The 12,371-nt window shown below is 58.0% G+C and carries 13 protein-coding genes; 12 read left to right on the plus strand and 1 reads right to left on the minus strand.

Going from position 1 to position 12,371, the window contains the following annotated elements; genetic code table 11:
- The first annotated feature begins 16 nt into the window (after positions 1-16).
- The 4 genes from coaD (at position 17) to AACZ86_RS02645 (ending at position 4,007) form a co-directional block, all read left to right on the plus strand.
- Complete coding sequence (gene coaD / locus AACZ86_RS02630; RefSeq protein ID WP_339689133.1) at positions 17-520, plus strand: pantetheine-phosphate adenylyltransferase; 504 nt, start codon at positions 17-19, stop codon at positions 518-520.
- Positions 521-606: 86 nt separating this feature from the next.
- Complete coding sequence (locus AACZ86_RS02635) at positions 607-1,257, plus strand: peptidylprolyl isomerase (RefSeq protein WP_339689135.1); 651 nt, start codon at positions 607-609, stop codon at positions 1,255-1,257.
- Positions 1,258-1,265: 8 nt separating this feature from the next.
- Positions 1,266-2,297: a tRNA preQ1(34) S-adenosylmethionine ribosyltransferase-isomerase QueA gene (queA, locus tag AACZ86_RS02640; RefSeq protein WP_339689137.1), complete on the plus strand. Its 1,032-nt coding sequence runs from the start codon at positions 1,266-1,268 to the stop codon at positions 2,295-2,297.
- A 387-nt stretch (positions 2,298-2,684) separates the two neighbouring features.
- The gene (locus AACZ86_RS02645; RefSeq protein WP_339689138.1) at positions 2,685-4,007 is read left to right on the plus strand and encodes a hypothetical protein; all 1,323 of its coding nucleotides are present in this window, start codon (positions 2,685-2,687) and stop codon (positions 4,005-4,007) included.
- Between the two features lie 259 nt (positions 4,008-4,266).
- Here AACZ86_RS02645 and AACZ86_RS02650 read toward each other — a convergent pair whose 3' ends face one another.
- Positions 4,267-4,626: a DUF2282 domain-containing protein gene (locus tag AACZ86_RS02650; protein WP_339689139.1), complete on the minus strand. Its 360-nt coding sequence runs from the start codon at positions 4,624-4,626 to the stop codon at positions 4,267-4,269.
- Between the two features lie 154 nt (positions 4,627-4,780).
- On the opposite strand from AACZ86_RS02650, the gene tgt reads away from it, so the two are divergent.
- From tgt to xth, 8 genes are all read left to right on the plus strand, one after another.
- Positions 4,781-5,920, plus strand: coding sequence for a tRNA guanosine(34) transglycosylase Tgt (gene tgt / locus AACZ86_RS02655; RefSeq protein ID WP_339689141.1), 1,140 nt, complete (start codon positions 4,781-4,783; stop codon positions 5,918-5,920).
- A 31-nt stretch (positions 5,921-5,951) separates the two neighbouring features.
- Positions 5,952-6,257: a YdeI/OmpD-associated family protein gene (locus tag AACZ86_RS02660; RefSeq protein ID WP_339689142.1), complete on the plus strand. Its 306-nt coding sequence runs from the start codon at positions 5,952-5,954 to the stop codon at positions 6,255-6,257.
- Positions 6,258-6,321: 64 nt separating this feature from the next.
- A complete protein-coding gene (locus tag AACZ86_RS02665; RefSeq protein ID WP_339689143.1) occupies positions 6,322-9,054 on the plus strand; it encodes a bifunctional [glutamine synthetase] adenylyltransferase/[glutamine synthetase]-adenylyl-L-tyrosine phosphorylase in 2,733 nt (910 codons plus the stop codon).
- On the plus strand, positions 9,051-9,512 hold the full coding sequence (locus AACZ86_RS02670; RefSeq protein ID WP_339689144.1) for a peroxiredoxin: 462 nt from the start codon (positions 9,051-9,053) through the stop codon (positions 9,510-9,512). The genes AACZ86_RS02665 and AACZ86_RS02670 overlap by 4 nt, the downstream gene beginning before the upstream one ends.
- Positions 9,513-9,522: 10 nt before the next feature.
- Positions 9,523-10,347, plus strand: coding sequence for a ferritin-like domain-containing protein (locus tag AACZ86_RS02675; protein ID WP_339689145.1), 825 nt, complete (start codon positions 9,523-9,525; stop codon positions 10,345-10,347).
- 116 nt (positions 10,348-10,463) lie between these two features.
- Positions 10,464-11,123: a M23 family metallopeptidase gene (locus AACZ86_RS02680; protein WP_339689146.1), complete on the plus strand. Its 660-nt coding sequence runs from the start codon at positions 10,464-10,466 to the stop codon at positions 11,121-11,123.
- 91 nt (positions 11,124-11,214) lie between these two features.
- Positions 11,215-11,565 carry an iron-sulfur cluster insertion protein ErpA gene (gene erpA, locus AACZ86_RS02685; RefSeq protein WP_339689147.1) on the plus strand — a complete coding sequence of 117 codons (351 nt, stop codon included), beginning with the start codon at positions 11,215-11,217 and terminating at the stop codon, positions 11,563-11,565.
- Positions 11,566-12,354, plus strand: coding sequence for an exodeoxyribonuclease III (gene xth / locus AACZ86_RS02690; protein ID WP_339689148.1), 789 nt, complete (start codon positions 11,566-11,568; stop codon positions 12,352-12,354).
- Positions 12,355-12,371: the final 17 nt, after the last annotated feature.

Consider the following 12,371-nt stretch of genomic DNA (forward strand, 5'->3'; position numbering starts at 1 on the left):
GCGGGAAGGACAGGATATGAGAATCGGCATTTATCCGGGGACTTTTGACCCTATTACATTGGGTCATATGGATATCATCCGGCGCGGCATGCGTCTGGTTGACAAGCTTGTTATCGGGGTGACCACCAATCCTTCGAAATCGCCGATGTTCTCGGACGAAGAGCGGCTGGACATGGTGCGCCGGGAAACCGCCGAGCTGGGCGATGGCGTCGAGGTGGTCGGTTTCAATATGCTGCTGATGAAATTTGCAGAGAAACAGGGCGCCGGTGTGATCGTGCGCGGTCTGCGCGCTGTTGCCGACTTTGAATATGAATATCAGATGGCAGGTATGAACCAGCAGCTCAATGGCGATATCGAAACGGTGTTCCTGATGGCCGATGTCTCGCTGCAGCCGATCGCATCACGCCTGGTCAAGGAAATTGCCATGTTCGGCGGCGAGATCCATAAGTTCGTAACACCCATGGTAGCCGATGAAATTACCGCACGGGTCCAGAAGATCGGTCTCAAGGGCGATCAATAGGCTTCTCCAGCAATTCATTGCGGAGCAAGGTGGAATCGTTCAAAGACCAGTTTCTGTCCCAGTCCTCGATGCCAAATGAGTATGCCATGCTGCGTAAATTTTTTCTGACTTTCTCCGCCCTGTTTCTGGTTCCCTTTGCTGTGCACGCACAGGAAGCGGAGGAAAAGGCGCCGGCTCCCTCTTCGGTTCCTGCGGACGAGAATATTCTGCATCTTGACCTGTCGACCGGCGGTCGGGTGACGATCCAGCTGTTTTCGACGCTTGCCCCCAATCATGTCGAGCGGATCAAGACGCTGACACGTCAGGGGTTTTATGACGGCATTATCTTCCACCGGGTGATTGACGGATTTATGGCGCAGACCGGTGATCCTACCGGTACGGGTACCGGCGGTTCGGACCTGCCCGATCTGAAGGCGGAATTCGGCAAGTATCCGCATGTACGCGGGGTTGTCTCGATGGCCCGCTCCGCCAGCGAAGACAGCGCCAACAGCCAGTTCTTCATCGTCTTCTATCCCCGCTTTTCGCTTGATGGCAAATATACGTCTTTCGGCCGGGTTACCGCCGGCATGGAATATGTCGACGCGATTCAACGCGGCGAACCGCCCATGAACCCCAGCCGGATATTGCAGGCATCGATAGCAGCGGACCACAAGCCGCCGGTTCTGCCGGGGGCCCAGGCCAGTGTTTCCGAAGCACCGATTTCGGTGGATGACCTGAACGCGCCGATCAACCCCTAGTCCAGCCTGTGCGCGTTGATCTTTTCGACTTTGCGCTGCCGCAGGAACTTATCGCGTTGCGACCGGCGGTTCCGCGCGACAGCGCGAAGCTGCTGAGCGTCTCGGGCGACCGGCTTTCCGATCATATTGTCAGCGACCTGCCGCAATTGCTGGGTCCCAAAGACATATTGGTCTTCAACGATACCAAGGTCATTCCCGCGCAGCTGCAAGGGACGCGCGGCGAGGCCAGGATCGGTGCGACGCTGCACAAGCGGGTCGACCTTCGCCGCTGGCAGGCCTTCATCCGCAACGCCAAGCGCTTGCGCGTCGGCGAGACCGTCGATTTCGGCATGGACGTATTTGCGCAAGCGGAAGCGAAGCTGGACGACGGCAGTTTCATATTGCATTTCCTTGGCGACGAGCCGGTCGAACTGCTGCTCGATCGCGCCGGCACCATGCCGCTGCCACCCTATATCGCCAGCAAGCGTGCCATCGACGAGCGCGATGCCGATGATTATCAGACCATGTTTGCGAAGGAAAAGGGCGCCGTGGCTGCGCCGACGGCGGCGTTGCATTTCACCGACGGATTATTGGCAGGGCTGGCCGACGCCGGTGTAGGCAGTGAAATATTGACCCTGCACGTCGGGGCAGGGACGTTCCTGCCGGTCAAGGTCGACGAAACCGATGATCACCGGATGCACAGCGAATGGGGCCGGATTGACGCTAAAACTGCCGATCGCCTGAACGCTGCGCGGCAAGCGGGAGGCAGGGTGATCGCGGTCGGCACCACCAGTCTGCGCCTGCTGGAAAGCGCCACCGGCGAAGATGGCATCATCCGCCCGTTCGAAGGCGACACCGATATTTTCATCACGCCGGGCTACAAGTTCCGCGCGATCGACGGCCTGATGACCAATTTCCACCTGCCCAAATCGACGCTGTTCATGCTGGTCAGCGCACTGATGGGGATGGAGACGATGCAGGCGGTTTACGCCCATGCGATTGCGGGTGGTTACCGGTTTTATAGCTATGGCGATTCGAGTCTGTTGCTGCCGAAAGGTTGAGAAATCACAATCTAGCTGCAGCTGAAGTCCGGAACCTGAGGTTCGCTGTGGAACCAAATGCGGCTATTTCATCTGCAATAGCAGCCAGTCAGCTACCGCCCCACTAGCGGTCATTGGCAACAGTCGGATCCTATGTCCGCTTCGCGCCCTCATCTCAGCCATTCCCGCTTGCCTACCACCTTCCTGAAAGCGGAAGCAATTCTGGAAACGGCATATGACCACATGTGGACGTTGGCTAAAGGACACCCCATACAACTTTTCCCGAGACAGGGTCTAGATTCAGAGGCGACAAAAGAGGCCGCGGGCGCTATGTGTCGGTAATAATCGCTGGTGGCTTCCAAGGCCGCTGGTTCTTGGGAAAGCTTTCATTTCGTGGGGGAAGTTGACATGAAACTGCCATTTTTCACGCTATTCACAATCGGCCGTTCCGGTACAGGTCTCGCCGCTTGCGCCATTGCCACGCTTGCTGCTGCAAGTGCGCAGGCGGTTCCACTGACCAGCTTTAAGGATAAAGGCATCAATCATATCTTTGGCAGCTATGCGCCCATTGGCGACTGCTCGAAGGAACCTCGCGTCACTCTAAGCGAAACGGGCATGACGTTCCGCGCCAATGGCCGGGAGTTAAAACCACCTCGGGTAGAATATGCTCTGACCTTCATGGGCCAGAGCTATGACGGTATCACGGCTGTATTCTTTCCCTTTCCAGCAAACAGCAATGACTTTGGTCGCGTCGTCATGTTTGTGAACGACAACGAGAAAAGGGGTGTTATCCGCTTCGACGCCGACCTGCCGCCTAGCCAACGCCCCGATCCCTTCCACGCGGCCTTTACCGGCGGCGGCCTCTTTACGCTCTGCAACGGTAGCGCGCCATCTGGCACGCCCGCACCGCCACGGCCCGAAGCGGCGATGGCGGTACAAGGCATTCCGGCGGAATGGTCCAATCTCGCCAGCCTCGTCGGCAAATATCCCGGAAGCTATGCGCAGGACAATATCGACCTGTTCGACAAGGGGACTGTGGCAGCGGCCCTTAAAGCACAAATGGGACCGAAAATGGCTGTGCTGCAGACAAATCTCTCAGTCGTCACCCCATTGCAGCGGGCCGGGAACTATTACTATCTTTCCGGCAACGGACCTCATCAGGGCGGGGTGGAGCAAGCCTATCTGATGATTGACCCGAGACGCCGGTTGGTGCAGGTAGGCCTTTGGGAGCGCGGCAAGCTCACCGTCTATCCCCCTGCCACAGGCGGACGGTTGCCAGTAGCTCCGGAAATCAAAAAGATGTTGGACAACAGCCCGCCTGAAACGGCAGTGCCGCTTCCGGGTACACCTTGGGAAGTCGTTCCCGTGCAAGGCCGTGCTCCGATCGCTTTTGTGAGCGCGGCGGCATCGCCCAACATCGAAGCCCTCAGCCTGTATTGCGAAGGCGGAAAATCCTTTATGGCGATGCTGCTCAACAAGCCCTCCGGCGACAATGCGATGACGATGACGTGGAATTTTTCGGGTCGGCTCGTCAACATCCCCGTTCAGCGCGCCAATGCGGTGGGCACACAATGGATCGGAGGATTGACGGGCACACAGCTTGTTTCGCTGTTAATGCAGCAAAGCGGGACGGTGATGCTACGCATCAACGGTCGCCTCGAAGGGGAAGCCTCGCTTGACAATTCAACAGCGGTGCTGCGCAATACCATGCGGGGATGTGCGCGGCTCTGACGATCTACAAGGAAGCTGGCAGCGCCGCTATCGCCTGCGAGGGTCCGCTTACGGTAGTGCAATGGCCAAGAGACGCCATTCAGAAAACGGGCCCAAACGTGACGATTGAATTTGCAGTCTTAAATGTCCGCTCCCCACCCAAATGCTGTCGCCAAAATCGACCGAAACCAACGTCGGCTTTCGGGATGCACCAGCCCTCCCCCAACAAAAAAGGGCGGTCCAAACGAACCGCCCTTTCCGAATATCTTGTGCTTGAGGCCTAGCCTTCGGCAGGAGCCGCTACTGGCGCAACGGGTGGGTCATTGTCTGCGACTTCGGTGAGCGAGCCACCCATGGCTTCGCATTCGCCGGCGTCGGTGTTTTTCCAGGCATTGCCCTGATAATCGAGAACAGACGTGCCGGCACAGCTGGTGCCTTCTCCCGCCTTGCAGTCATTTTCGCCGGCTAGAGCGATGCCGTAGCATTTTTCTTTTTCTGCTGCGGCGACTTCGGTCACTTCGCTACCTGCTGCTTCCGCGCCTTCGCTGGTTGTTTCGCTGGTGCCGCCAGAACAGGCGGACAGGGCCGCTGCCGCGATCAGTGCGGTTGCTGCGGAACCAAGTTTGCTCGATTTTGTCATAATATACTCCCGATTTAGGTCTTTGAAAATCCGTTGCCATCCTGCACAGATGCGGATTAATTCGGACAGGACGGACAATTGGTTACACCATCGACAGACAAATACAAAACTGAAGCCGTAAAATCTGGTCTCGCAGCCGGCATCGGACAGGCACATGGCTGAGCGTTTTTCCTTTTCCATCGCCGCGACCGACGGCAAGGCACGCACCGGCACGATCCAGATGTTGCGGGGTGAAATCCGTACGCCTGCCTTCATGCCGGTGGGCACAGCGGCGACAGTGAAGGCGATGAAGCCGGAAACCGTGCGCGCGACCGGCGCCGACATCATCCTTGGCAATACATATCACCTGATGCTGCGCCCCGGCGCGGAACGGGTGGCGCGGCTTGGCGGGCTGCACAAGTTCATGAACTGGGATCGCCCGATCCTGACCGACAGCGGCGGCTATCAGGTGATGAGCCTGTCGGAGCTGACCAAGCTGAGCGAAAATGGCGTCGAATTCCAGAGCCATCTCGACGGCTCGCGCCATATGCTGACGCCGGAACGGTCGATGGAAATCCAGCGGCTGCTCGGCAGCGATATCGTTATGGCTTTTGACGAATGCACCAAAAATGGCGCAACCCGCGAGGAAGCACAGGCATCGATGGAACGATCGATGCGCTGGGCAAAACGATCGCGCGACGGTTTTGACAGCGGCAAGGATCACGCGGCGAGAGCGGCCCTGTTCGGGATCCAGCAGGGATCGCTCGACAAGGGCATGCGTGCCGCTTCGGCCAAGGCATTGATCGACATCGGCTTTGACGGCTATGCCATCGGCGGCCTGGCGGTCGGCGAGGGGCAGGAGGCGATGTTCGAGGTGCTCGACTATGCGCCGGATCAATTGCCCGCCGACAAGCCGCGCTATCTGATGGGTGTCGGCAAGCCGGACGATCTGGTCGGTGCGGTAGAACGCGGCGTCGACATGTTCGACTGTGTGCTGCCGAGCCGGTCGGGTCGAAATGGCCAGGCGTTTACCGCACAGGGCGCGCTCAACATTCGCAATGCCAAATTTGCCGAGGATCTGGCACCGCTGGACGAAAGCTGCGAATGTGCGGTCTGTAAAAATCACAGTCGCGCCTATCTGCATCATCTGATCCGGGCGAAGGAGATATTGGGCGCGATGCTGATGACCGAGCATAATATCGCTTATTATCAGGTGCTGATGGCGGGGATGCGGGCAGCAATTGCTGAGGGGGCGTTTGCGGATTTTGCAAAGGATTTCTCGCGAAATTATCTGGGCGGCGACGAAGCGGATTGATCTCCGGTTGCTCCGCTATTATTGTTGAGCGATGCACGAGACGATAGCCGAGGGGACCGTCCACAAGCTGGCGGAAGATATGCGAACTGCCGTTGCGGCGGATGCCGAGGCGCTCGCACTTTGGCAAAGCCTGACTCCGCTCGGTCGCAACGAGTTTATTTGCTGGGTCGAAGATGCCAAGCAGGCGAAGACTCGCGAGAAACGAATCGGACGAACCATCGAGGAACTGCTGGAGGGCAAGCGCAGGCCGTGCTGCTGGGCGGGCTGCATCCATCGTACGGATAAGGCGCCCAGCAAATGGCAGCAGGCCGTATTGATCGACAAGAAGAAACAATAGCTTATTCGTATGAATGTACGCGGGCGAGCGTGACAAATGCGATTGAGGCCTTAAAGCTCGTCCGATGAATATAGCTCCGCTGCCTTCTGTATCTTCGCTTGCTGAAACGCTTGTACGAGCAAGGGAAAATGCGCCTTATCTCAGATTGTCGCTCGAGGTTCAGCCCGAACTCGCGGATTTGCTGGCTTCGGAAAATCTTGAAGCAGCGTTTGAATATTCCGCTCGTGCAGGAGAAGGCGCCGAAAATGTCCGGCAGAAATTGCGCCGCGAGAAACGCGCGCTTGCGCTGACTCTGGCGATCGGTGATCTGGCCGGGCGGCTGTCGCTCACCGATGTGATCACGCAATTGTCGGATTTTGCCGACCGGGCGCTGGATGAGGCTTTGGCCGACATATATGCGACCCGCTATCCCGACGCGCCGCTGGAAGGCTTTTCGATCATCGGGCTGGGCAAGCATGGCAGCCGCGAACTCAACTATTCGTCGGATATCGATCCGATCTTCATCTATGATCCCGACAAAATCCCGGTGCGCGGCAGGGAAGATCCCAGCGACGCGGCGCGGCGGATCGGCCAGCAGCTGGTCGAGGCGCTCAACGCCCGTGATGCGGATGGCTATGTCTTCCGGGTCGACATGCGGCTGCGGCCGTCGCCGGAAGTCAGTCCGGTGGCGCTGCCGGTCGAAGCGGCGATCAGCTATTATGAATCGAGCGCCTTGGCGTGGGAGCAGGCGGCCTATATCCGCTCCCGGGCCGCCGCCGGTGACCCGGGGTTGGGCCAATATTTTCTCGAAACGATCAATCCGTTCATCTGGCGGCGGTCGCTGGACTATGGCGCGATCAAGAATATCGGCTCGGTCACCGCACAAATCCGCGATCATTATGCTGCGGGACAGAAATTCGGTCCGGGCTTCGACCTGAAGCGCGGCCGGGGCGGGATCAGGGAAACCGAATTTTACGCCCAGATGCACCAGCTGATCTTTGGCGGACGACAACCGGATTTGCGGGCGCCGGCGACGCGCGATGCGCTGGCCGCACTGGCCAAGGCCGGCCGGATCGATGGCGAAAAAGCGCGGGTGCTGAGCGAGTCTTACGAACTCTACAGGGTCATCGAACACCGGCTGCAGATGGTCAATGACCAGCAAACCCACAGCCTGCCGGATAGTGCAGAAGACCTCGACCGGGTGGCGCGACTGCACGGGATGGAAACAGGCCAGCAACTGCTTGATCTGCTCGAGCCGCATGTGGAAGCGGTCGGCAATATCTATGATGATCTGATCGAACCGGATGACGAGACCCGCCTGCCGGCGGATGAGGAGAAGCTGGCGGCAGTGATAGCCGGAAAAAACCTGCTGGAAGGGGACAGCTTTCTGCAGGCGATCAAGCGCTGGCGGAGCGGCAAGGTGACGGCACTGCGGTCAAACGCAGCGCAGGAATCCTTCGAGGCGATCCTGCCCGATCTGGTCGACGCGATTGCTACCGCACCAAATTCCACCAAGGCGCTGGCGCGGCTCGACAGTCTGATCGACAAACTGCCGACCGCGATCAACTTCTTCCGGATACTGGAAGCGCGGCCCGCTCTGCTCGACTTGCTCGGCAAGATTCTCAGCCATGCGCCGGTGCTCGCCGATGCACTGGCCCGCAGAGCGGAGCTGTTCGACGGACTGATCGATGCCACCGCGCTGGATCTGCCGCCGTCGGTAGAGAAGCTTGCGGAACAATTCGGCCGGATGGAGTCCGGCGACGATTATCAGATATTGCTCGACCGGGTGCGCGCCCGGGTCGGTGAGAAACGCTTCGCGCTCGGGGTCCAGCTGATTGAAGGTCGACATGATGCGCTGGATATATCAGCGGGCTATGCCCGGGTGGCCGAAGCCGCGATCGAGGTGCTGACCGACGCAACCATCAAGGAATTTGAAGAGACGCACGGAAAAATTTCTGGCTGCGCACTGTCGATTCTGGCGCTGGGCCGGCTGGGCGGGGAAGCCCTGACCCACGCGTCGGATCTCGATTTGATCTTTCTGTTCAGCGGTGATCATAGCGCCGAGTCCGACGGCAAACGATCATTGGGTGCGACCCAATATTATAACCGGCTGACGGCGCGGATCGTGACAGCGCTTTCGGTGCCGACCGCCGCCGGTCCACTCTACGAGGTAGATACAAGATTGCGGCCATCGGGGACGCAGGGGCCGCTGGCGGTGACGCTGGAGAGTTTTTACAAATATCAGCGGGAAAATGCCTGGACCTGGGAACATATGGCTCTGACCCGGGCGCGCCCGGTTTACGGCAACACCGAGGACCGGGCGGAACTGGAACAGCAGATTCGCGGAATCTTGCGCAAGGATCGTGAGCCGGAAGAGTTGCGCAAGGCGGTGCGGAAGATGCGTCTGGATATTGTCGAACATAAGCCACCCAAGGGCCCGCTCGATACCAAGATGATGGAAGGCGGACTGGTCGACTGGGAATTTATCATCCACTTCCTCCAGTTGAAAACCGGCGAGGCGCTCTATCCGCAACTGGGTAAAGCTGTCCGGGCTCTGGTGGCTACAGGCGATCTCGGTGAGGATATGGTGACCGCTCACGAACTGATGGCCCGCTTGCTGGTTGCCTTGCGGCTGATGTCCCCGGATTGCGACTTTCCACCGGTAACCAGCCGCGCATTGATTGCCAAATCTGCGGGGCAGGAGAGTTGGGAGGCGCTTCTGGACGGCTATGACAAGGCACGGCAATGCGTTATTGACGAGTGGAACCGGCACTTGCGGCCGGACCCCGATGAAATATTAGGAGATGTAACAAGATGATCGATGTGGGTGACAAAATTCCCGATATGGAACTGGTAGCGCCGGATGGCAGTCCGGTGAAAATTTCCGATTACGCCGGCAAGAAACTGGTGCTGTTCTTCTATCCGAAAGCGAGCACGCCGGGGTGCACGACCGAATCGAAAGATTTTTCGGCACTCCTGCCGGAATTCGAGAAAGCCGGTGCCGCCGTGCTCGGCATGTCTGCCGATTCGCCGAAGCGCCAGCAGAATTTCATCAACAAGCAGGAGCTGACCGTAGATATTGCATCTGATGAAAGCACCGCCTTTCTGGAGAAAATCGGCGTCTGGGCAGAAAAGAAAATGTACGGCAAGACCTATATGGGGATCATCCGCTCGACATTTCTGATCGGCCCCGATGGCACGATCCTCAAGGCTTGGCCGAAAGTGAAGGTCAAGGGGCACGCGGAAGAGGTTCTGGCTGCGGTACAGGCGGCATAGACCCTCAGAAATGACCGAGCAGATGACTGTCGGCGCAGCGGTTTTGCGCGTCCTGCAAACGGCCGATCCCGGCGCCAAGGTGATGGCTGCTCGATATGCTGCCCGGGAATGGCGACTGGGGCGGTTGTCTCATATATTTGCCGGGACCATGCCGGATATGCCGGCGCGGCCCGATCATCCGGTCTTGATGCGCCCGCGTGATATGCCGAGGCGGGGCAAAGGCACGTCGGTCCCGCGCCGGATCGCCCTGATCCACGCGCTGGCCCATATCGAATTCGTCGCGATTGATCTGGCCTTCGACATGATCGGCCGGTTCGGATCGCAATTTCCGCAGGACTTTACCGACGACTGGATGCGAGTCGGTGCGGAAGAAGCGATGCATTTCGCTCTGCTTGATCGAAGATTGCGGGCGCAAGGCAGTTTTTATGGCGAGCTCCCCGCGCATGACGGCCTCTGGGATAGTGCCAAAAACACGGCCTATGATGCTTCGGCGCGCCTCGCCATCGTACCAATGGTGCTGGAAGCGAGGGGGCTGGACGTCACTCCGGAGACGGTCGAGCGTTTCAAGCGGCAGGGTGACGATCTGACCGCGAAAGTGTTAAGTCGCATCTATCAGGACGAGATTCGCCACGTCTCTTTCGGCACAAAATGGTTCGAATATGCCTGCCGCAGAAGCAACAAGCCACCGCATGAGCATTGGAAACAACTTGTAAAAACCCACTTCAAAGGCGGGTTGAAGCCACCATTTAACGACTCAGCGCGCCGGACAGCCGGTCTGACCCAGGATTATTATTATGGTATTGAATTGTTAACCAGAATGAATTTACACCCGTAAACGCACAACGGGGGCGAAAGTTCCGCCACAAAATTCAAGCCATGAATTTCATGGGTCGCAAATAAAGGTTCGATCATTCTATGACCGAAAACATAGTAGTTTTGTTTAAGAAATCTGTGAGCAAGATCACAGCCATTGCTTTTCTCGGATCAGCAATGATTTTCTCCACCGCTGCATCGGCCGAAACGGCCGCCGAAGCCAGCATCCCCGTTGATGTGCTAAAAAGTCAGGACGCTGAAAGCGCGCTTGGCGAAGCAGATCCGGCCTTCCGGATGATTTTCAACAACTGGGCCGGTCAGGGCAAGCAGGAAGCGGTCAAATTGACCATCCCGTCGCGCAAGCCGGTGAAAGACTTCACTCTGACCAGTTCTTACGGTTATCGTTCCGATCCCTTCAAAGGCCGTCGCGCCAGTCACAAGGGCCTCGATATGGCCGGTCCGATCGGCACTCCCATTTATGCAACAGCTGACGGTATTGTTGGCCGTGCACAATGGCTGGGCGGCTATGGCAAATATGTTGAAATCAACCACGGTAACGGCATCCAGACCCGTTATGGCCACATGTCGCGGCTCAATGTTGATGCGAATGCGCGCGTCAAGAGCGGCGACCTGATCGGCTTCATGGGTTCTACCGGCCGTTCCACCGGCAGCCACCTTCATTATGAAGTGCGAATTGCAGGCGAAGCGGTCAATCCCATCCCGTTCATGCAGTCCAATGATTTTCTTATCGCGCAGAAGCTGAATTCGGGCGTTGCATTGGGCGGCCCAGCAGAATAAGACAGATTTTACACCTTTGGGAGAGGGTGCAAAAAGGAGCGGTTTGAGCTTAAGGCTTGCCGCTCCTTTTGATTCTCCCTATCTTGATATCATGAACCAAGCCCTTGCCACTATCGAACAGGATATCATCCTGACCCCCAATGCCGCGAAGCGGGTTGCTGCTATTGCCGAAAAACAGGGCAAAGCCGCGATTCTCAGGCTCGCCGTCGAGGGTGGCGGTTGCTCCGGTTTCCAATATCGCTTTGGCCTCGCCGACAGCATCGAAGCGGACGATATCGCGGTCGAAGAATCGGGTGTAACGCTGGTTGTCGACGAAATCAGCCTCGATCTGGTGCGCGGCAGCGCAGTCGATTTTGTCGAATCGCTTGGTGGCAGTGCTTTTCAGGTGACCAACCCCAACGCGGCTTCCGGTTGCGGCTGTGGCTCCAGTTTCTCCGTCTAAGTGAAAATAGCCAGCTACAACATCAACGGCATCAAGGCGCGCCTGCCGCGTCTGCTGGAATGGCTCGAAGAGACCCAGCCGGATGTTGCCTGCCTGCAGGAAATCAAGACACAGGACGAAGGCTTCCCTGCCGCCGAATTCGAAAAAATCGGCTATGGCGCGATCTGGCACGGCCAGAAAAGTTTCAACGGTGTGGCGATATTGGCGCGTGATCAGGTCCCGGAAGAGGTCAAACGCGGCCTCGATGGTGAACCGGAAGACGAGCATAGCCGCTATATCGAAGCCAATATCAGCGCGAAGGACGGTTCGAAAGTTCGGGTCTCCAGCATCTATCTGCCCAATGGCAACCCCCACCCGGGGCCGAAATTCGATTTCAAGCTGCGCTGGATGAAACGGTTGCGCGAGCGCGCTGCCGAAATCTGGGCCGAAGAAGTGCCAGCGGTGCTGGCGGGTGACTATAATGTCATTCCGCGCGACAATGACGTCTATTCGGTCAAGGCGATGCAGAATGATGCGCTGATGCAGCCGGAAAGCCGCGAGGGCTACCGGCGCATCTTAAACGACGGCTGGACAGACGCTTTGGGCGTCACCTATCCGGCGGGCAATATCTGGACCTATTGGGACTATCGCAGCGGCGGCTGGCAACGCGACCAGGGTTTCCGCATCGATCATCTCTTGCTCAGCCCGCTGGCGGCTGACAGCCTGAAAAGCTGCGGCGTCGACAAGGAACATCGCGGCCGCGAAAAGGCCAGTGATCACACACCTGCCTGGGTGGATCTGGAATTATAACTTATCTGACGGCGAGC

The sequence above is a fragment of the uncultured Parasphingorhabdus sp. genome (assembly GCF_963975735.1).
In the GTDB taxonomy this organism is placed as follows: domain Bacteria; phylum Pseudomonadota; class Alphaproteobacteria; order Sphingomonadales; family Sphingomonadaceae; genus Parasphingorhabdus.